Source organism: Bradyrhizobium sp. (genome assembly GCF_047605465.1).
GTDB lineage: Bacteria > Pseudomonadota > Alphaproteobacteria > Rhizobiales > Xanthobacteraceae > Bradyrhizobium.
In genome coordinates this window covers 226,556-245,430 of the sequence record NZ_JASGFS010000004.1, presented here as the reverse complement: position 1 = coordinate 245,430, position 18,875 = coordinate 226,556, and the positions used below count along the sequence as shown (strand labels likewise).

Annotated in this window: 18 protein-coding genes; 14 read left to right on the top strand and 4 right to left on the bottom strand. The window is 65.3% G+C overall.

Going from position 1 to position 18,875, the window contains the following annotated elements; genetic code table 11:
- The first annotated feature begins 135 nt into the window (after window positions 1–135).
- Window positions 136–1,356, top strand: a complete 1,221-nt coding sequence (locus tag QM712_RS06570) for an NAD(P)/FAD-dependent oxidoreductase (protein WP_415022256.1) — start codon at window positions 136–138, stop codon at window positions 1,354–1,356.
- Window positions 1,357–1,526: 170 nt separating this feature from the next.
- Here QM712_RS06570 and QM712_RS06565 read toward each other — a convergent pair whose 3' ends face one another.
- Together QM712_RS06565 and QM712_RS06560 are read right to left on the bottom strand one after the other, a co-directional pair.
- Window positions 1,527–2,435, bottom strand: coding sequence for a ribokinase (locus QM712_RS06565; RefSeq protein ID WP_415022255.1), 909 nt, complete (start codon window positions 2,433–2,435; stop codon window positions 1,527–1,529).
- A 112-nt stretch (window positions 2,436–2,547) separates the two neighbouring features.
- Window positions 2,548–3,441: a sugar kinase gene (locus QM712_RS06560; RefSeq protein ID WP_415022254.1), complete on the bottom strand. Its 894-nt coding sequence runs from the start codon at window positions 3,439–3,441 to the stop codon at window positions 2,548–2,550.
- A gap of 215 nt (window positions 3,442–3,656) precedes the next feature.
- On the opposite strand from QM712_RS06560, the gene QM712_RS06555 reads away from it, so the two are divergent.
- From QM712_RS06555 to QM712_RS06515, 9 genes are all read left to right on the top strand, one after another.
- Window positions 3,657–4,505 carry a VOC family protein gene (locus QM712_RS06555; protein WP_415022253.1) on the top strand — a complete coding sequence of 283 codons (849 nt, stop codon included), beginning with the start codon at window positions 3,657–3,659 and terminating at the stop codon, window positions 4,503–4,505.
- A gap of 167 nt (window positions 4,506–4,672) precedes the next feature.
- Entirely contained in the window at window positions 4,673–5,380 is a 708-nt protein-coding gene (locus QM712_RS06550; RefSeq protein ID WP_415022252.1) for a TetR/AcrR family transcriptional regulator, read from the top strand.
- 423 nt (window positions 5,381–5,803) lie between these two features.
- Window positions 5,804–6,613 (top strand): ABC transporter permease, encoded by an 810-nt coding sequence (locus QM712_RS06545; RefSeq protein ID WP_415022251.1) that lies wholly within the window; start codon window positions 5,804–5,806, stop codon window positions 6,611–6,613.
- 135 nt (window positions 6,614–6,748) lie between these two features.
- Window positions 6,749–7,741 (top strand): ABC transporter substrate-binding protein, encoded by a 993-nt coding sequence (locus QM712_RS06540; RefSeq protein WP_415022250.1) that lies wholly within the window; start codon window positions 6,749–6,751, stop codon window positions 7,739–7,741.
- The gene (locus QM712_RS06535) at window positions 7,738–8,586 is read left to right on the top strand and encodes an ABC transporter ATP-binding protein (protein WP_415022249.1); all 849 of its coding nucleotides are present in this window, start codon (window positions 7,738–7,740) and stop codon (window positions 8,584–8,586) included. Before QM712_RS06540 ends, QM712_RS06535 begins: the two co-directional genes overlap by 4 nt.
- Before the next feature lie 208 nt (window positions 8,587–8,794).
- Window positions 8,795–10,192 carry a hypothetical protein gene (locus tag QM712_RS06530; RefSeq protein WP_415022248.1) on the top strand — a complete coding sequence of 466 codons (1,398 nt, stop codon included), beginning with the start codon at window positions 8,795–8,797 and terminating at the stop codon, window positions 10,190–10,192.
- The gene (locus QM712_RS06525) at window positions 10,189–11,340 is read left to right on the top strand and encodes a Gfo/Idh/MocA family protein (RefSeq protein ID WP_415022247.1); all 1,152 of its coding nucleotides are present in this window, start codon (window positions 10,189–10,191) and stop codon (window positions 11,338–11,340) included. The genes QM712_RS06530 and QM712_RS06525 overlap by 4 nt, the downstream gene beginning before the upstream one ends.
- A gap of 132 nt (window positions 11,341–11,472) precedes the next feature.
- Window positions 11,473–12,663: a dihydrodipicolinate synthase family protein gene (locus tag QM712_RS06520; RefSeq protein ID WP_415022246.1), complete on the top strand. Its 1,191-nt coding sequence runs from the start codon at window positions 11,473–11,475 to the stop codon at window positions 12,661–12,663.
- Window positions 12,663–13,526, top strand: a complete 864-nt coding sequence (locus QM712_RS06515; protein WP_415022245.1) for a sugar phosphate isomerase/epimerase family protein — start codon at window positions 12,663–12,665, stop codon at window positions 13,524–13,526. The genes QM712_RS06520 and QM712_RS06515 overlap by 1 nt, the downstream gene beginning before the upstream one ends.
- Before the next feature lie 138 nt (window positions 13,527–13,664).
- Here QM712_RS06515 and QM712_RS06510 read toward each other — a convergent pair whose 3' ends face one another.
- Both QM712_RS06510 and QM712_RS06505 read right to left on the bottom strand, forming a co-directional pair.
- On the bottom strand, window positions 13,665–14,348 hold the full coding sequence (locus tag QM712_RS06510) for an ion channel (protein WP_415022244.1): 684 nt from the start codon (window positions 14,346–14,348) through the stop codon (window positions 13,665–13,667).
- Window positions 14,349–14,352: 4 nt separating this feature from the next.
- Window positions 14,353–15,573 (bottom strand): cytochrome P450, encoded by a 1,221-nt coding sequence (locus tag QM712_RS06505; protein ID WP_415022243.1) that lies wholly within the window; start codon window positions 15,571–15,573, stop codon window positions 14,353–14,355.
- Between the two features lie 106 nt (window positions 15,574–15,679).
- Between QM712_RS06505 and QM712_RS06500 the strand changes: the two genes are divergently transcribed.
- The 4 genes from QM712_RS06500 to QM712_RS06485 all read left to right on the top strand — a co-directional run bounded on the left by QM712_RS06500 (window position 15,680) and on the right by QM712_RS06485 (window position 18,842).
- The gene (locus QM712_RS06500) at window positions 15,680–16,222 is read left to right on the top strand and encodes a phosphonopyruvate decarboxylase (protein WP_415022242.1); all 543 of its coding nucleotides are present in this window, start codon (window positions 15,680–15,682) and stop codon (window positions 16,220–16,222) included.
- On the top strand, window positions 16,219–16,809 hold the full coding sequence (locus tag QM712_RS06495) for a thiamine pyrophosphate-dependent enzyme (RefSeq protein WP_415022241.1): 591 nt from the start codon (window positions 16,219–16,221) through the stop codon (window positions 16,807–16,809). The genes QM712_RS06500 and QM712_RS06495 overlap by 4 nt, the downstream gene beginning before the upstream one ends.
- 151 nt (window positions 16,810–16,960) lie before the next feature.
- Window positions 16,961–17,647 (top strand): TetR/AcrR family transcriptional regulator, encoded by a 687-nt coding sequence (locus tag QM712_RS06490; protein WP_415022240.1) that lies wholly within the window; start codon window positions 16,961–16,963, stop codon window positions 17,645–17,647.
- A 1-nt stretch (window position 17,648) separates the two neighbouring features.
- Window positions 17,649–18,842: an efflux RND transporter periplasmic adaptor subunit gene (locus QM712_RS06485; RefSeq protein WP_415022239.1), complete on the top strand. Its 1,194-nt coding sequence runs from the start codon at window positions 17,649–17,651 to the stop codon at window positions 18,840–18,842.
- The last annotated feature ends 33 nt before the right edge of the window (window positions 18,843–18,875 follow it).

Below are 18,875 nucleotides of genomic sequence, written 5' to 3'. Positions count from 1 at the left end.
ATAGGGTCAAATGGGCCGCCTTCGTTTAGGGACGGACACGAGCGCCGGTAGCTCCGGACGGGGCCAGCAAGCCAAAATCAGCGAGAGAGGAGACGACATGGGTTACGCTCGTGTCTCCGGAAATGGGCTGTTCCAATGACGGACGGTCCGGTGATCATCGTCGGTGCCGGCCATGGCGGCTACCAGGTCGCGGCATCGCTTCGCCAGGCGGGTTTTTCCGACCGCATCTGCCTGATCAACGACGAGGCGCATTTGCCGTATCAGCGGCCGCCCTTGTCGAAGGCCTACATCAAGGGCTCGGCCGGACCGGAGAGCCTGATGTTCCGGCCCGAGAAATTCTATCAGGATCAGAAGATCGAGCTGATCGCGGGCCGGGCGGCGTCGATCGAGCGCCCCGCGCGCAAGGTGCACCTCGCCTCGGGCGAGACGCTGCCTTATGGCCACCTCGTGCTGGCGACCGGCGCCCGAAACCGCCTGCTAGATCTGCCCAACGCCAACCTGCCTGACGTAAAATATCTGCGCATCCTCGACGACAGCGAGACGCTGCGGACGATCATCCCGTCGAAGAAGCGGGCGGTGATCATCGGCGCCGGCTTCATCGGCCTCGAATTCGCGTCCACCGCGCGGATCAAGGGGCTGGAAGTCGACGTGCTCGAACTCGCTCCGCGGGTGATGGCGCGCGCGGTGACGGCCGAGGTTTCCGAGTACTTCCAGCAGCGGCATCGCGAGGCCGGTATCCGCATCCATCTCGGCGTGCAGGCCACCAGCATCGAGGCCGACGGCGACAAGGTCACCGGCGTCAGCCTCAGCGATGGCCGTCACTTGCCCGCAGACCTCATCGTGGTCGGCGTCGGCGTGCTGCCGAACATCGAGCTCGCGGCGGAAGCCGGGCTGCCGGTCGCCTCCGGCATCGTCGTCGACGAATATCTCTCGACCGCCGATCCCGACATTTCGGCGATCGGCGACTGCGCGCTGTTCGCGAGCCCGCGCTTCGGCGGGTCGTTGCGGCTGGAGTCCGTGCAGAATGCCACCGATCATGCGCGCTGCGTGGCGGCGCGCCTCACCGGCGACCGGAGGGCCTATGACGGGCATCCCTGGTTCTGGAGCGATCAGGGCGACGACAAGCTCCAGATCGCGGGTCTCACCACCGGCTACGACCGGGTCGTGCTGCGCGGCAATCCCACCGGCAAGGCGTTCTCGGCGTTCTGCTACAAGGGCGACAAGCTGCTGGGCATCGAGTCCATCAACCGCGCCGGCGATCACATGTTCGGCCGCAGGTTGCAGGGCATGGACCGCTCGATCACGCCGGAGCAGGCCGCCGATGAAGGCTTCGACCTGAAGGGCGCGCTGGCCTGAACCTCTTGTCCCTCGCCCCGTTCTTTCGGGGGAGAGGGTTGGGGTGAGGGGCCTCCATCCCCGCATGCAGTGGGCGTTGATCGCGCGGAGACTTTGCCTCACCCGGATTGCATCTTCGATGCAATCCGACCTCTCCCCGCAAGCGGGGTGAGGTGAAGAAGCGCCGCGCTCTACAACACGGCCGCCACTTCCGCCGCCGTCGGCATCGACGGACCGGCGCCCATGCGCTGCACGGAGATCGAGGCGGCGGCGTTGGCGAAGGCGAGTGCTGAGCGCAAGGGGGCGCCCTCGGCCAGTTGCGCGGCGAGCGCGCCGACGAAGCAATCGCCCGCGCCGGTCGTGTCGACCGCTTTCACCGCGCGGCCGGGCACGGTCACCTCTTCGCGGCCGGCGAGCGCAATCACGCCACGCTTGCCGAGCGTGACGCAGATGGTCTGATCCTCGCGCGCCCTGAGCTGCCGCGCCACGCCGATGATCCGTTCGGCGTCGTCGCCGTCGGACAGTTCGGTGCCGGCGAGAAAGCCGAGCTCGGTCTCGTTCAGCACGAGGATGTCGACGAGCGCGAGCAGCTCGCCGGAGAACGTCTGCGCCGGCGCCGGGTTGAGCATCGTCACGGCGCCCGCGCCGCGCGCGCGCCGAAAGAACGCGGCGATGGTCGGAAGCGGAATCTCGAACTGGCTGACCGCGACGTCGCCCTTCTCCAGCGGAACCGTAGCGACGTCGTCCTCGCCGATCAGCGCGTTGCTGCCGGGAATCACCACGATGGTGTTGTCGGCCTCCGCCACCGTGATGATGGCGGTGCCGGTGTGCGCCTCGGGCGTGTCCCGGATGGAGCCGAGATCGATGCCCTGGTCGCCGAGGAAGGTCCTCAGCTCCGCGCCGAAGGAATCCTTGCCGAGCCGGCCGATCAGCGTGGTCCGCACGCCGAGCCGCGAGGCGGCGACGGCCTGGTTGGCGCCCTTGCCCCCGGGGAAATACAGCACCTGCCGGCCGGCGACCGTCTCGCCGACCCTGGGATGGCGGTCGGCGATGGCCACCACGTCCATGTTGATGCTGCCGGCGACGAAGACGCGGCCCATGCGATACCCCCGGCGAAAACTAGGTCGTGATCCGGAAAAGCGCCCCGCGATTTTCCGGAAGGACCGTGCTCAGACAACGACGATCCAAAGCACGGCGATTGTTCATCGCGCCTCAGACCTTGACCTCGAACTCGTGCCTGACCTTGGCGATGTCGACAAGGGTCGGCAGGCCGGCCTCGTTGCCGAGGCGCTGGATCTTGAAGGTCGAGGCGGCACGCGCGAAGTCGAAATGCTCGCGCCAGCTTTTGCCGGGATGAGCGAGGTAGGAATAGACATAGGCGCCGTGGAAGACGTCGCCGGCGCCGTTGGTGTCGAGCACGCGCTCGCGCGGGATCGGCATCGCCGGCATGGTCTCGACCGCGCCGGTCTCGTTGTACCAGAGCAGGCCCTTCTCGCCCATGGTGACGCCGCCGATCTTGCAGCCGCGGCTCTTGAGATAATCGAGCATCTTTTCCGGCGTCAGGTCCATCTGCTCGCACAGGCGCTCGGCCACGATCGCGACGTCGATGAATTCGAGCAGCTCATGCGTGTTGGTGCGCAGGCCGCCGCCGTCGAGCGAGGTCAGGATGCCGGCCTCGCGGCAGACCTTGGCATAATGGATCGCGGCATCGGGCTGATGGCCGTCGACATGCAGCGCGCGGCAATTGCCGAGGTTGAGGATCGGGAAGGGATGGATGTGGGAGTCGTCGCGGCAGCGGACGATGGCGCGCTTGCCGTCCTTGGGCATGATGAAGGAGAGCGACGACTGGTTCACCTTCCGCCCGTGCAGCGAGATCGCGTATTTCGCGCACATGTCCTGGAACATGCGTCCAAGCCAGTCATTGGCCGCGGTGGCGATGAGGTCCGGCACGATGCCGAGCTTGGCGCAGCAGAACGCCGCGGTGACCGCGTTGCCGCCGAAGGAGACCGCATAGTCCGAGGCCACGTGCTTCTCGTCGCCGGTCGGCATGTGGTCGGTGATGAAGACGACGTCGATATAAGTCTGTCCGATAAAGAGAGCCTGCATTGCTTGTCCGTGATGCGCTGGGTGGTCCCGGCCGGCTTGCTTACCTTAGCACCGCTTCCGCGGGAGGAACGCCAAAATTATTCGCAAAGCCATAGCCATAGGCGCTTGAGGTCAGTATGGGGCCGGAATACGACCGTGGCGGGGCCAGCATCGGCCGGGCAGAGCCAACGGTCTTTCGGGCTCGTCGGTTCCGGCCCCGTCGGGAGGAAGAGAAGATGATCACCGGGCTCGATCATATCGTCGCTCTGGTCAGGGATATCGATGCGGCCAGGGCGGTCTATCAGACGCTGCTCGGGCGCGCGCCGGCCTGGCAGAACTCCGGCGACGGCGCCGACCGGGTGCTGTTCACGCTCGAGAACGTGACGATCGAGTTGATGGCGCCGAGCGGCACCGGTGCGAACGCCGCGCGCATGCGCGAGCTGCTCGACGACCACGACGGCATGCTTGCCAGCCTGTGCTTTCGTGTCGCAGACATGGCCAGGATGCACCGGCGCCTGGAGCGGGTCGCGCTCAAGCCGGATCCCGTCGCCGATGTCGAGAGCCGCGACGCCGCGACCGGCGCGGTCCTGCACTGGAAACGCACCCGCGCCGCGACCGAGCTGACACGGGGCGTGCGCATGTTCTTCCTCGCGCTAACCGGGCAACGTCCGCAGTCGATCGCAACCGACGTTGCGCCGATCGAGGGGCTCGACCACGTCGTGGTCACGACCGAGGATTCCGATCGGGCCGCCGCGCTCTATGGTGCGCGGCTCGGGCTCGATCTCGCGCTCGATCGATCGCACCACGATTGGGGCCAGCTGATGTTCTTCCGCTGCGGCGACCTCATCGTCGAGGTGGTGCGGCGCCCGGTGGCGGGCGGCGACTCCCTGCATGACCGTCTGTGGGGCCTGAGCTGGCGCGTGGCCGACATCGACGCGACGCGTGCGCGCCTGATCAAGGCCGGCGTCGACGTCAGCGAGGTCCGCAACGGCCGCAAGCCGGGGACCCGGATCGCCACGGTGCGGAACGGGACCTGCGGCATCCAGACCGTCCTGCTGGAGCGCTCGCCGAAACCGGCGGACTGACCGCCGCTCTCTCCGCCGTCATTGCGAGGAGCTCCCGCGACGATGCAATCCAGACTGTCTCCCGGTGGCAGTCTGGATTGCTTCGCCGCGCCCGCAATGACGAAACTATGCGGCGGGCCGTGTGCATGATAAACGCGATCCGGACGAGCACCCAGCGAGCGACCGGTTTGGCGAAGGCGAAACGAAATCTGAAGTGGCAGCGCGATCCCGAAGGGATGCGGCTGCGCATTCTCGAAGCGGCCAAGCAGGAGTTCTCGACCCACGGCCTCGCGGGTGCGCGGGTCGACCGTATCGCGGCCAAGGCCGGCGCCAACAAGCGCATGCTCTACTACCACGTCGGCAACAAGGACGATCTCTACCTGACCGTGCTTGAAGGTGCCTATGACAAGATCCGCAGCGAGGAGCGGGGGCTCGATCTCGAGCACCTCGAACCGCCGCAGGCCATCAGGCGGCTGATCGAGTTCACCTGGAACTATTTCCTGCGCAATCCCGAATTCCTCTCGCTGCTGCAGACCGAGAACCTCGCGCGCGCCAAGCATCTGAAGCGCTCGACCAAGGTCAAGTCGATGCACTCACCTTTCGTCGAGATGATCCGCACCGTGGTCCGGCGCGGCGTCGACAGCGGCGATTTCCAGGTAGCGGTCGATCCGGTGCAGCTCTACATCTCGATCGCCGGGCTCTGCTTCTTCTACCTCTCGAACTCGGCGACGCTCAGCGTCATCTTCGGCCGCGATCTGCTGGCCAAGGATGCCAAGGACGAGCGGCTGGCGCACATGGTCGGCCTCGTCCTGGCGGCGCTGACGGGGCAGTCGGCCGCGCTGTTCGAGATCGCCAAGGCGCCGAAATCGCGCGCCGCGGTGGCACAGACCGTGTAGTAGCCCAATACTCCGCCGTCATCGCCCGCGAAGGGCGGGCCATGGGGTGGTGCTTTCCGACCTTGCTCCGTCATTGCGAGCGTAGCGAAGCAATCCAGAATCTTGCCGCGGCGACTGTCTGGATTGCTTCGCTGCGTTCGCAATGACGAGGAGGAGGCATCCGGCTGCTAAAGTCGCGGTCTCGTGTCCCGGGCGAACTGCGGCACGAAGTGACGCTGCGCTGAACCGGGACCCGGAAGGCGGTCCTCTGCGGATACGCGTGCCCCGGCGCGGCGGCGCTCCGCCAGGCCTGCGTCTGAGGCACGCGACCCCGTCTCCCATTCGCCCGGAACCGGCGCAAAACGCCACAGGGAAACCGCTGGACAGTATTTATCCAACGGGTTAATTTCTCGTCCGAACCAAGAAGAACGCCGGGAGCGAGACGTGGCTGAGATGAGGCCGCAAGGTGCGGTGTCCAAGATGCTGAATGCGGCCTGGGTCAGGCCGTTCCTGTTTCTCGTCTTCATCGTGGTGGCCTGGGATCTCGCGATCCGGCTGTTCAAGATTCCCGCCTATCAGATCCCATCGCCCGCCGACGTCGTCGCCGTGCTGCGCACCGACTGGCCGGAACTGCTGCGCCAGTGCTGGCCGACCACCTATGCGACCGTGTGCGGTTTCCTGCTGTCGGCGCTGTTCGGCATTCCCGTCGCGATGCTGATCGCCGGATCGAAGACGGTGGAGAGCTACGTCTATCCGCTGCTGGTGTTCTCTCAATCGGTCCCGAAGATCGCGATCGCGCCGCTGTTCGTGGTCTGGTTCGGCTTCGGCATCGTGCCGAAGGTGATCTCGGCCTTCCTGCTCGGCTTCTTCCCGGTGGTCGTCTCGGCCGTGCAGGGGTTCAAGTCGGTCGACCCCGACATGGTCGATCTTGCCCGCGCCATGCAGGGCAGCCGGTTTCAGGTGTTCTGCGCGGTGAACCTGCCCCATGCGCTGCCGGCGATCTTCTCGGGCCTCAAGGTGTCGGTGACGCTTGCCGTGGTCGGGGCCGTCGTCGGCGAATTCGTCGGCTCCAATTCCGGCATCGGCTACGTGATGCAGCGCTCGATCGGCACGTTCGACCTGCCGACCATGTTCGCGGCCCTCGTGATCCTCGCACTGCTCGGCGTGGTGCTGTTCTGGATCGTGGACCGGATCGAGAAGCTGATCATTCCCTGGCATGTCAGCCAGCGCGAGGACGTGATTTTCGCCTCCTAGAACATGATCCGGATCCGGAGGGCCGCATGGGCGCAGGGTATGCAGCGGCTTTCCGACAAGGGCCATGCTCGAACGACGAGTGAAGCAACGAACGGCCAACAATGGCCGAAGCAACAAGGACAAGGGAGAGTAGCGATGAAGTGGTGGATTGGGGCTGTTTCGGCGGCGCTGATGGCATTCGCGGCAGCGCCGGCGCAGGCGGCCGACAAGGTCGTGCTGATGCTGAACTGGTACGTCTATGGCGAGCACGCGCCGTTCTATTACGGCAAGGCCAAGGGCATCTACGCGGCCGAGGGCATCGACCTCGAAATCCAGGAAGGACGTGGCTCCGCCGCGACCACGCAGGCCGTTGCCGCCAAGACCGCCGATTTCGGCTATGTCGACATTCCCACCATGATGCGCGCCGCGATCAAGGGCGCGCCGGTGATCGCGACCGGCGTGCTGCTCCAGACCAGCCCGATGTCCGCCATGGGCTTTGTCGACAAGAACATCAGGAAGCCCGAAGACATCAAGGGCAAGACGGTGGCGATCACGCCCGCCGACTCCATGACCCAGATCTGGCCGCTGTTCCTGAAGAAGACCGGCCTGAAGGAAAGCGATTTCCAAACCGTTGCCGGCGACGGTCAGACCAAGCTCAACGCCGTGATCAACGGCCAGGCCGATCTGCTGCTCGGCTACGTCATGGACCAGTCGATGAAGATTAAGGACGCCACCGGAAAGGACGTCTTCCCGATCAAGTTCGCCGACTACGGCATCAACATGGTCTCCTCCGGCATCATCGCCAATTCCGACTACGTGAAGGCCAACGCCGATCTCGTCCGCCGCTTTATGTCGGCGACGACCAAGGCGGTTGAAGCCGCGGAGAAGGATCCGAAGGCGGCGGCACAGTCGATCCTCGACGCCAACCCGAAGGGCGGCAAGATCGACACGCTGACGCAGGGCTTCGAGCTGACCATTCCGCTCTACCGGACGCCTGAGACGAAGAGCAAGCGTCCGTTCCAGGTAACCGACCAGAACATGACGGATTCGGTCAACCTGATGGTCGAATATGGCGGCCTCGACGCCAAGGCGAAGGAGAACCCGAAGGCCTTCTACACCAACGACTATCTGCCGAAGGGCGACTCGTGAAACCAGCGTCACGACCGAGCGACGACGTGCAGCCGGCCGCACATCTGAGACTGGTGAGCGACCGGGCTGCGGGCGATTCGTCGGGCATCACGCTGTCCGGCGTGTCGAAGACCTACCGGACGCGCGACGGCGACGTGCCGTCGCTGCGTCCGCTCGATTTTCAGATCAACGACGGCGAGTTCTTCGTCGTGGTCGGCCCGTCCGGCTGCGGCAAGTCCACGCTACTCAAGCTGATCTCGGGATTGCTGCCGCCGACCACGGGCGAGGTCCTGGTCGAGGGCGAGAAGGTGACGAAGCCGCACGGCAATGTCGGCATCGTCTTCCAGAACGCGTTGCTCCTGCCATGGCGCAACATCCTCGCCAACGTGATGCTGCCGATCGACATGAAACGCCTGCCGCGGGACAAGTACCTCGCTCGGGCCAAGGAATTGTTGAAACTCGTCGGGCTGGAAGGCTTCGAGAAGAAACTGCCCTGGCAGCTGTCCGGCGGCATGCAGCAGCGCGCCTCGATCTGCCGTGCCCTCGTGCATGATCCCAAGATCATGCTGATGGACGAGCCGTTCGGCGCGCTCGATGCGTTGACGCGCGAGCGCATGAATGTCGAGCTGATGCGGATCCAGCGCGAAACCAGGAAGACGGTGCTGCTGATCACGCATTCGATTCCGGAAGCGGTGTTCCTCGCCGATCGCGTGCTGGTCATGACCGAGCGGCCCGGTGCGATCGCCGCGATCTACGATGTTCCGCTGCCGCGCCCGCGCTCGCTCGACGTGATGGCCGACCCGGTCTTCACCGAACTCGTCCAGCGCATCCGCAAGCATTTCTTCTCGCAAGGGGCATTGGATTAGGCCTCATGAGATCGACGGTGATCGCAACCCCACGAACGGTGCGCCTCCTCCCTCGCAGCCGGGAGAGGGTATCTCCGCAGTGGGATTTTTCCATTGCGGGCAGAACCCTCACCCGGCGCTGCGCGTCGACTTCTTCTGAAAGCGGGAGAGGCGAGCCGCTCGGGGTCATGATTGCTGCATCAAGCTCATCTCGCGTCGTTGTGACACCATGTCCCCACGCCTGAAGCTGCGAGACATCGCGTTCTTCGAACGTCCCGTGCATTTCGCGCGGCCGTTCCGCTTCGGCGCGATCACGATCAACGCGACGCCGCAGCTCTTCGTGCGGGTCGAGATCGAGGTCGAAGGCAAGGGCGCCGCGACCGGCGCGGGTGCCGAGATGCTGGTGCCGAAATGGTTCGACAAGCGCCCGGAACTGACGCCGGCGCAGACGGTGGACGGCCTGCGCCGTTCGCTCGAGATCGCGCGTGGCCTCTATCTCGCGCAATCCGGCTTCGAGACGCCCTTCGGGCTGCATGCGGCGTGCATCGGCGCCCAGGTCGCCGCCTGCGCGAAGGAAAACATCCCGCCGCTCGCCGCGGCCTATGGCCCGGCCGAGATCGACAAGGCGATCCTCGATGCGCTGCTCCGCGCCGCCGGGACCAATGTCTTCGATGGGATGGCGGGGAACATCGCTGGCATCGACGCAAGGCTTTCGCCCGATGTGCAGGGGAGCGACATCACGCAGTTCCTTGCCGCGCGAAAGCCGCTGCCGCGTGTGGCCATCAGGCACACCGTCGGGCTCGACGACGCCGTCGAGGGTGAGGGCGGTGTCGCCGATACGCATGAGAATGCCGGCGCGCGCTATTTCAAGCTGAAGCTGTCGGGTGATCCGGCAGCCGATGCCGAACGGCTGGCGCGTATCGGCCGGGAACTGAACACGCTGGGGCATGACTACAAGGTGACGCTCGACGCCAACGAGCAATACGCCGATCTCGCGGCGCTGCGGGCGCTGATCGACCGTCTCGACCGGGATGCCGATCTGTGGCCGATCGCGTCGAGACTGCTCTATGTCGAGCAGCCGATGCCGCGCGACATCACCCGGCAATCACCGCTCGGCGCGCTGGCCGCGCACGGTTTCATCATCGACGAGGCCGATGATTCCTACGATGCGTTCCCGGCGGCGCGGGCGCTCGGCTATTGCGGCATCTCCTCGAAATCGTGCAAGGGGCTCTACAAGTCCATCGTCAACGCGACGCGTGCCGCGAAATGGAGCACGGGCACCGAGAGGTTCTTCGTGACCGGCGAGGACCTCACCTGTCAGGCGGGGCTCGCCGTGCAGCAGGACCTCGCTCTGGGCGCCCTGATCGGCGTGACCCACGCCGAGCGCAACGGCCATCACTATGTCGACGGGTTCGGCGAGACGCCTGCCGTCGAAGCGCAGGCGTTCGCGGCCGCGCATCCGGATCTCTATGTCGACACGGGGCAGGGCGTCCGGCTCTCCATTCACGACGGCGATCTCCTCACGGGATCGCTCGACGCAACGGGCTTCGCGACGTCGGTCCATCCGGACTGGTCGACACTTGGCCCGCTCGCACAGCCAAAATCACGTCAGGAGCAATTGGCATGACCACGCAACGCCTCGGCCTCATCATGAACGGCGTCACTGGCCGCATGGGGCTCAACCAGCATCTGATCCGCTCGATCGTCGCGATCCGCGACCAGGGCGGTGTTCGCTTGAAGAACGGTGACCGCGTGTTGCCCGATCCGATCCTGGTCGGCCGCAGTCCCGAGAAGGTCGAGGCGCTCGCCAAGCGCTTCAACATCACGCGCTGGACCACCGATCTCGACGCGGCACTCGCGGACAAGAACGACACCATGTTCTTCGATGCGGCGACGACACAGGCGCGGCCAGGCCTGTTGACCCAGGCCATCAACGCCGGAAAGCACGTCTATTGCGAGAAGCCGATCGCGACGAATTTCGAGGAAGCCGTCGAGGTCGTGAGGCTTGCCAACGCCAAAGGCGTCAAGCACGGCACCGTGCAGGACAAGCTGTTCCTGCCCGGCCTGAAGAAGATCGCCTTCCTGCGCGACTCCGGCTTCTTCGGCCGGATCCTCTCGGTGCGCGGCGAGTTCGGCTATTGGGTGTTCGAGGGCGGCTGGCAGGAGGCGCAGCGGCCGTCGTGGAACTACCGCGACGAAGACGGCGGCGGCATCATCCTCGACATGGTCTGTCATTGGCGTTACGTGCTCGACAATCTCTTCGGCAACGTCCAGAGCGTGGTCTGTATCGGCAACACCGACATCCCCGAGCGCTTCGACGAGCAGGGCAAGAAGTACAAGGCGACCGCCGACGATTCCGCCTACGCGACGTTCCAGCTCGAGGGCGGTATCATCGCCCACATCAACATGTCCTGGGTCACGCGCGTCTATCGCGACGACCTCGTCACCTTCCAGGTCGATGGCACGCTCGGTTCGGCGGTCGCTGGTCTTACCGACTGCATGATCCAGGCGCGCCAGGCGACGCCCCGGCCGGTGTGGAATCCCGACGAGAAGCGGCTGCACGATTTCTACGGCGACTGGCAGAAGCTGCCGGACAACGTCACCTACGACAACGGCTTCAAGGAGCAGTGGGAGATGTTCATCCGTCACGTCTACGAGGATGCGCCCTACAAGTTCACGTTGCTCGAAGGCGCCAAGGGCGTGCAGCTCGCCGAATGCGCCCTGAAGAGCTGGAAGGAGCGGCGCTGGATCGATGTCGCGCCGATCAAGGCCTGAGGTCGATAGGGTTCCAACGTCAATAGAGCCGTCATGGCGAGGAGCGAGGCGACGAAGCAATCCAGACCTTCCTTGCGGAGATATCCTGGATTGCTTCGCTTCGCTCGCCATGACGGGGAGAGGTCCGAGATCATGAACAAGCCCGTCCTGCCGATGTCGTCATTGTCGTTGAGCCTGCCGAAAGCCGACCGGTCGATCGAGACCTACCGGCTCGCGGCGTCGCGGAGCTTTCCCGCGAAGCTCGAGGGACCGCTGAACCGCATCGCCTTCTCAGCGGTGCATACCGTCGTCGATCCCTTCGCGGACAATGATCCCTGGCTGTCGGTCGCCGTCGACTGGGACAAGACCATCGCTTTCCGCGAGCATGTCTGGGATCTCGGGCTCGGTGTCGCTGAAGCCATGGATACCGCGCAGCGCGGCATGGGGCTGGACTGGCCGACCTCGCTGGAACTGATCACCCGCTCGGTCGCGGCCGCGAAGCGCCGCAACGCGCTCGTGTTCTCAGGTGCAGGCACCGACCATCTCGCGGTCGAGGATGCCAGGACCATCGACGACGTGATCCGCGCCTATGAGGAGCAGATCTCCGCGGTCGAGAAAGTCGGCGGCCGCATCATCCTGATGGCGTCGCGCGCGCTGGCCAAGCTCGGCCGCAACGCCGACGATTACGCGAAGGTCTATGACCGCGTGCTGTCGCAGGTCCGCGAGCCCGTGATCATCCACTGGCTCGGCGACATGTTCGATCCGGCGCTGACGGGATATTGGGGCACTGGGGACCTCGACAAGGCCATGGACGCCGCGGTGGCCATCATCAACGGCAACGCGGCCAAGGTCGACGGCGTCAAGGTCTCGCTGCTCGACAAGCAGCGCGAGATCGACATGCGCAGGCGTCTCGACAAGCGCATCAAGATGTATACGGGCGACGATTTCAACTACGCGGAGTTGATCGCAGGCGACGAGCAGGGCTTCTCGCACGCGCTGCTCGGCATCTTCGATGCGATTGCGCCCGCGGCATCCTACGCGCTGTCGCGGCTCGCGGCCGGTGACGAAGCCGGCTTCCATGACGTGCTTGGACCGACTGTGCCGCTGTCGCGCCACATCTTCAAGGCACCGACACGCTTCTACAAGACCGGCGTCGTGTTCATGGCCTATCTCAACGGCCACCAGGATCACTTCACCATGGCCGGCGGGCAGGAGAGCGCACGCTCGATGCTGCATCTGGCCGAGTTGTTCCGCCTGGCGGACCAGGCCGGCTTGCTCGCCGATCCGGAACTTGCGACGCGGCGGATGAAGACCGTGCTGGCCTCGCACGGGCTGGATTCCTGATGCGCGATTTTTCGTCCGACCACCGCTGGCTGTCGCTGAACACGGCGACGGTCCGCAAGCAGGGCGATCTCGTGGAGATCATCGATGCCTGCGCAAGGCACGGCATCCGCGCAATCGATCCCTGGCGCGATCAGGTGGCCTCCGTCGGTCTCGATCGGGCCGTCCGCGCCGTGCGTGATGCCGGTCTCGATCTCTCGGGCTATTGCCGCGGCGGCATGTTCACGTCCGACGGCTCGCGTCGCGGCGACGTGCGCGACGACAACCGGCGCTGCGTCGACGAAGCGAAGGCGCTGGGGGCGTCCTGCATCGTCCTCGTCGTCGGCGGCCTGCCGCAATATTCGCGGCCGGGCAGCGCGGCATCGAAGGACATCGTCGCGGCGCGCGGGCAGGTCGAGGAGGCTCTCGCCGAGATGCTCGACTATGCCAGGCAGGCGAAGCTGCCGCTGGCGATCGAACCCCTGCATCCGGCCTATGCGGCGGACCGCGCCTGCGTCAACACGACGAAGCAGGCGCTCGACATCTGCGACCGGCTAGATCCCGCTCGCTCGGGCATGCTCGGTGTCGCGCTCGACGTCTATCACATCTGGTGGGACCCGGAGCTGATGGTCCAGATCGCGCGCGCCGGCAAGGACCGCCTGCTCGCCTTCCATGTCTGCGACTGGCTGGTGCCGACCAAGGACATCCTCAACGATCGCGGCATGATGGGCGACGGCGTCATCGACATCAGGTCGGCCCGCGCAGCGGTCGAGGCGCAAGGCTACGCCGGCTATTCGGAGATCGAGATCTTCTCCAACGACTGGTGGGGGAAGCCGATGGACGAGGTGCTGCGCACCTGTATCGAGCGGCACAGGACCGTGGTCTAGGCGTCCGGGCGCTGGATGCGCGCATGTCGCCGATTTGTCCGGCAGGTCAACTGGTTCCGCGAACCCACAGGGAGTCTCGCGTGAAAGCCCCGGCTACTGTGCATGGGGTTGTTTTCGCCGTTTTTGTCTGGACGGCGCTCAGGAGGTCTCGTCCGGCTCGCGATGCGCGATCTCGAGCGTGACGAGACGGGCGAGCAGCGTTGCCGGGTAGAGCTGGCCGAAGATGGCTTCGATGTTGCACAGGCTGCGCGCGATCGGATGCACCGGGGCGACGTCGCCATAGCCGGTGGTCGTCAGCGTCGCGAAGCTGAAATAGATCACCTGGCTCGCGAGCGCCGGGCTGTCCTCCACCTTCATGCCGGAGAACGCGTTCGGCACCAGCGACCCGATGAAGGTGTAGAGCGCCGAGAAGATCACCGCGACCGTGAGGTAGAGCAGGACCGCGCCGATCACGCGGTGATAGGTCACGCGGCCCGGCGCGAAGATCGCGCGTGCCACCGCCCAGGCCATCGTCGTCCCGACGATGAACCAGCAGCCGGCGAAGAGATTGAGGTCGAGGATCGACGGCGACCGGAGCCGCAGGATCGCGCCCGTCACGATCATGGCGAGGGCGATCAGCATGGCGACGACCGCGATCGGGCTGCCCGATATGACGAAGATGCCGACGACGAGGAGAAGCGCCAGGAACAGTTCAGAGGCCTGGAACGCGAAGATCCCCAGCGCCTGCAGCGGAGAGACCACGAACATCATGATCATGAGCAGCACGGTCAGCCCCGTCAGGAGCGGATCGGCCCAGCGCTCACGCATCTGGTTGATGTTCATGACGTCAGCCGATGGCGCAAGGCACGCTCAGGAAGCCGCGGAACCTCACCCGTCCGCCGCGCACCGGCCGGCCGCTGACGGCATAGTCGGGAAAGCGTGCGAGGAAGCGCGAGATCGCGATCGCGCCTTCGAGCCGCGCCAGCGCCATGCCGGCACATTGATGCACGCCGGTCGCGAACGCGAGATGGCGGTTCGGCGTCCGTGCGATGTCGAAGCGCTCGGGCTCCGGAAAGTGCGCGGGGTCCCGGTTGGCGGCGCCGATGCACAACGTCACCGACGTGCCGGCATCGAGCATGACTCCGCCGAGCTCGACCTGTTCCGTGGTCATGCGGTTGCCGAGCTGGTTCGAGCTCTCGTAGCGCAGCATCTCCTCGACGGCGGTCTTGATCAGCTCCGGCTCGTCGATCAGCCGCCGCTTCTGATCCGGATTCCGGTCCAGCGCGACGAGGCCATTGCCGATCAGATTGGTTGTGGTCTCGTGGCCGGCATTGAGCAGGAAGATGCAGTTGTGCAGCAGTTCCTTCTCCGTCAGCCGCTCGCCGTTGTCCTCGCCCTGGATCAGGCGCGTCAGCACGTCTCGATCGGGATTGCCGGGCTTCTGCCGACGCCGCGCAACCAGCGTCGAGAGATAAGCGAGGAAGTCCGTGACGGCCCGGTTGCCGCGCGCCGCCGCGTCGGTCGACACGACGGGCTCAAGCGCGCCGAGAATGGCGAGCGACCACTCGCGCAGCGGCTCGCGTTCGTCATGGGGCACGTCGAGCAGATTGCCGATCACTTCGACCGGAATGGCGGAAGCGAAATCGCCGATCAGCTCGCAGCTTCCCTTGGCCGCGATCGCATCGAGCAGCTTGTCGACGAGAGCGACGAGATCGCCTTCCATGCCGGCGATCGCGCGCGGCGAGAGCGCGCCCATGATCAGGCGGCGCACGCGGGTATGCGCGGGCGGGTCGTTGAAGACGAGGCTGGTGGTGTGGTGCTCGTAGAGCGGCGTCTCGCCGTATTTCGGCGCGAACTCCCGCTTCTTGTCCGAGCTGAACGATCTGGTGTTCTTGTAGGCCGTGGCGAGATCGTCGTAGCGCGTGAGGAACACGGTGCCGTTCGGCAGTCGCTTGACCGGCTCGTTCTCCCGCAGTGCACGATAAGTCGGATAGGGATCGTCGTAGAATTCCGGCGCCAGCTTCTCCAGGTCGAAGCCGGCCGCCAATTCTTTCGCACCTGCGTTCATCCGCCATACTCGCCGGTTGAGACCGATATGCCGTTTTCGCTCTTTCGAGCGGCGCCCGACACCGTCTACAGTCGTGCCGTGATTTGCAAGCCGACCGGACAGGAAAATGCACGCCCGCGCTGACGCTGCCGACACGGCCCCGAGCTGGCCCGACGATATTTTCGCGACATTGCAACGCTTCGACGTCCGGCAGGTGCCTTACGTGCCTGACGCCGGCCATTCGAAATTGATCCAGCGCGTGCTGGGTTCGTCCACGATGCGCGGCATTCCGCTAACGACGGAAGAGGAGGGCGTGGCCCTGCTGGCCGGCGCCTGGACCGGCGGGCAGCGCGGCGTGCTGCTGATGCAATCCAGCGGGGTTGGCAATTGCATCAACATGCTGTCGCTGATCCCGATCCTCCGCTTTCCATTCCTCACGCTCGTGACGATGCGCGGCGAATGGGGCGAGTTCAATCCGTGGCAGGTGCCGATGGGGTCGACCACGCAAGGCGTTCTCGAACTGTCCGGCATCAAGGTGCTGCGCGCATCGAATGCGGCCGAGGTCCCGGCGGTGCTCGAGGCCGCCGCAGCCCAGGCCTACAATGCGCTCACGCCCACCGCCGTCCTGCTGTCGCAGCGCCTGATCGGCGCCAAGGTTTTCACCAAATGAGCAAGGCCAATCTCCTCGACCGCCGTCAGGTGGTGTCCGCGCTGCTGGCTGACCGGAAGGACGTCGTTGCGATCGGCGGGCTGGGTGCCTCCACCAACGACATCACCGCCGCCGGCGACCACGCGCGCAACTTTTATCTCTGGGGCGGCATGGGCGGCGCCGCGATGATCGGCCTCGGGCTCGCGCTGGCGCAACCGCAGCTGCCGGTGCTCGTCATCACCGGCGACGGCGAGATGCTGATGGGCATGGGGAGCCTGGCCACCATCGGCCTGCAGAAGCCGTCCAATCTCTCGATCGTGGTGCTCGATAACGAGGCCTATGGCGAGACCGGCGGCCAGACCAGTCACACCTCCGCGGCGGCCGATCTCGTCGGCGTAGCCAGGGCGTGCGGCATCGCCGACAGCCGGGCGATCTCGACCCTGGCCGAGGTCGAGGCATTCGCCAAAGCCGTCCACGCCGTCTCGGCCGGGCCGAGATTTGCCAATGTGAAAATCGACAGCGCCAGCTTGGAGCGGATTCTGCCAAGCCGGGACGGGACTTACATCGTCAACCGGATTCGCGGCGACCTCGGTTTCCAACCGATCTGATTCCGCCACCCCACTCCCGGCGCGTCGCCCGCCCCCCTCAATAGGGCGGAGCCATTTCCGCTGAATTCGCAACTCACTAAGGTTGCGATGCAGCATAATGCTTGACTTTTACGTGGGTGAGTGCTTACTCACTAGCATGAGCTCATTGCGTATGACGAGCGACCTGAGGCGTCAATTGATCCTCGGTGCCGCGAAACGTTGCTTCGCCCGACACGGTTATAACGGCACCACGACGAAGAGCGTGGCTGCCGCCGCTGCCATTTCCGAAGCGCTTTTGTTCAAGCACTTCCCGTCGAAGGCCGCGCTCTACGCCGAAATCCTGACCGATGAATGCGAGGCGGACCCGGCGCTCACCGACCTGCTCGAACGGGAACCGTCGACCGCGACCCTGGTCGAAGTGATCCGTGGCATGGTCCAGCATTTCCTGCACATCGCCGACGGACCCGACCAGGAAGAAGCGCAGCGCCTGCGGCTGATGGCCACGAGCCATTTGGATGATGGCGAATTCGCGCGCCTGCTGTATGCCAAGGTCGAGAAGCTGATCGGCGCGGTTTTCGTCGCTTCGCTCGATCGCGCGGTGGCCGCCGGAGACGCGCGGTCCTGCGGCGGCGAACCGCTCAACCTGTTCTGGTTTGCGCATCATTCGGTGATGACGGCTGCGCTGACCAGGCTGCCGGCCACGCCCTGTCTCGCCTACGGCATGGCGAACGATCTCGAACGGCAGCTCTGTGAGTTTCTCCTGAGAGGCATAGGACTTAACGACGCCGCAATTGCTTCGCATCTGGGCCACGTTTTGGCGCCGGGTGACGGCAAGACGGCGATTGCAGAAAGTGCATGACATGAACATCGTAGCCGAACACAAGATTTCGGGCGAACCGATCGACAGCAAGGCTCCGAAGCGTCCGGCCCGTCCGGTGCTTTGGTTCATCATCGTCGGCATGCTGCTGGGCGCGCTCGTCGGCGGCCTCGTCTGGTTCAACTATTTCCGTGGCCAGATGATCAAGCAGTTCTTCGCCAACAACAAGCCGCCGCCGGTCGCGGTCAGCGCGGCCGATGCGAAGCTGGAGGTGGTCCCGAATCTGTTGACCGCGGTCGGCGAACTCGCCGCCGTGCATCAGGTCAACGTGTCCGCCGACGTCAACGGCCGCGTCACCGAGATCAAGTTCGAGCCGGGCGCGCATGTCGAAGCCGGCACTCCGCTGGTGCAATTGTTCGACGCGCCGGATCAGGGCGACCTCGCCAATTACAAGGCCCAGGCCACGGTTGCGCAGCTTTCGCTCGACCGCGCCAAGCAGCTGGCCGCGCGCCAGTTCGGGCCGCAGGCGACCGTCGACACCGCGCAGGCCGCCTATGATCAGGCGCTGGCGGGCATCGCGAAGACCGAGGCGCTGATCTCGCAGAAGCTGGTGCGTGCACCGTTCTCCGGCGATCTCGGCGTCCGCAAGGTCGAGGTCGGTCAGTACCTCACCGCGGGCACCGCCATCGTCTCGCTGACCGATCTGTCGCAACTTTGGGCCAACTTCACGGTCACGGAAAAGGATTCCGGCAACCTCAAGGTCGGCCAGGCCGTCCGTCTGAAGGTCGATGCCTATCCGGGCCGTACCTTCGACGGCAAGATCACCACGATCGAGCCCCAGATCGCCAGCGACACCCGCAACATCCGCGTGCAGGCGACCATCGCCAATCCGGAGAAGATCCTGAAGCCTGGCATGTTCGTGACCACCACGGTGGTTCTGCCGGACAAGCCGGCGATGGTCACCATTCCCGAGACCGCGGTGGACTACACGCTGTACGGCGACTCCGTGTTCGTGATCACCGAGAAGAAGGAAGACGACGGCAAGACCAGCCTGAGTGCGGTGCGCAGCTTCGTGCAGACCGGCAACAGGGTCGACGGTCGCGTCGAAATCCTCAAGGGCGTGAAGCCGGGCGACAAGGTCGTCGCCGTCGGCCAGCTCAAGCTGCAGTCGGGTGCCGCGGTGTCGATTTCGACCGATCCGCCGCCGCCGATCCCGGCGCAGCCGCCGCGCTACTGACGAGACAATCGCGTGATCCGGCCAGGCCGGATC

Excerpts from the sequence above, each read along its gene's own strand:
- QM712_RS06570 (WP_415022256.1), top strand. The coding sequence starts at position 136 with ATGACGGACGGTCCGGTGATCATCGTCGGTGCCGGCCATGGCGGCTAC.
- QM712_RS06565 (WP_415022255.1), bottom strand. The coding sequence starts at position 2,435 with ATGGGCCGCGTCTTCGTCGCCGGCAGCATCAACATGGACGTGGTGGCC.
- QM712_RS06560 (WP_415022254.1), bottom strand. The coding sequence starts at position 3,441 with ATGCAGGCTCTCTTTATCGGACAGACTTATATCGACGTCGTCTTCATC.
- QM712_RS06555 (WP_415022253.1), top strand. The coding sequence starts at position 3,657 with ATGATCACCGGGCTCGATCATATCGTCGCTCTGGTCAGGGATATCGAT.
- QM712_RS06540 (WP_415022250.1), top strand. The coding sequence starts at position 6,749 with ATGAAGTGGTGGATTGGGGCTGTTTCGGCGGCGCTGATGGCATTCGCG.
- QM712_RS06530 (WP_415022248.1), top strand. The coding sequence starts at position 8,795 with ATGTCCCCACGCCTGAAGCTGCGAGACATCGCGTTCTTCGAACGTCCC.
- QM712_RS06525 (WP_415022247.1), top strand. The coding sequence starts at position 10,189 with ATGACCACGCAACGCCTCGGCCTCATCATGAACGGCGTCACTGGCCGC.
- QM712_RS06520 (WP_415022246.1), top strand. The coding sequence starts at position 11,473 with ATGAACAAGCCCGTCCTGCCGATGTCGTCATTGTCGTTGAGCCTGCCG.
- QM712_RS06515 (WP_415022245.1), top strand. The coding sequence starts at position 12,663 with ATGCGCGATTTTTCGTCCGACCACCGCTGGCTGTCGCTGAACACGGCG.
- QM712_RS06510 (WP_415022244.1), bottom strand. The coding sequence starts at position 14,348 with ATGAACATCAACCAGATGCGTGAGCGCTGGGCCGATCCGCTCCTGACG.
- QM712_RS06505 (WP_415022243.1), bottom strand. The coding sequence starts at position 15,573 with ATGAACGCAGGTGCGAAAGAATTGGCGGCCGGCTTCGACCTGGAGAAG.
- QM712_RS06500 (WP_415022242.1), top strand. The coding sequence starts at position 15,680 with ATGCACGCCCGCGCTGACGCTGCCGACACGGCCCCGAGCTGGCCCGAC.
- QM712_RS06495 (WP_415022241.1), top strand. The coding sequence starts at position 16,219 with ATGAGCAAGGCCAATCTCCTCGACCGCCGTCAGGTGGTGTCCGCGCTG.
- QM712_RS06490 (WP_415022240.1), top strand. The coding sequence starts at position 16,961 with ATGACGAGCGACCTGAGGCGTCAATTGATCCTCGGTGCCGCGAAACGT.
- QM712_RS06485 (WP_415022239.1), top strand. The coding sequence starts at position 17,649 with ATGAACATCGTAGCCGAACACAAGATTTCGGGCGAACCGATCGACAGC.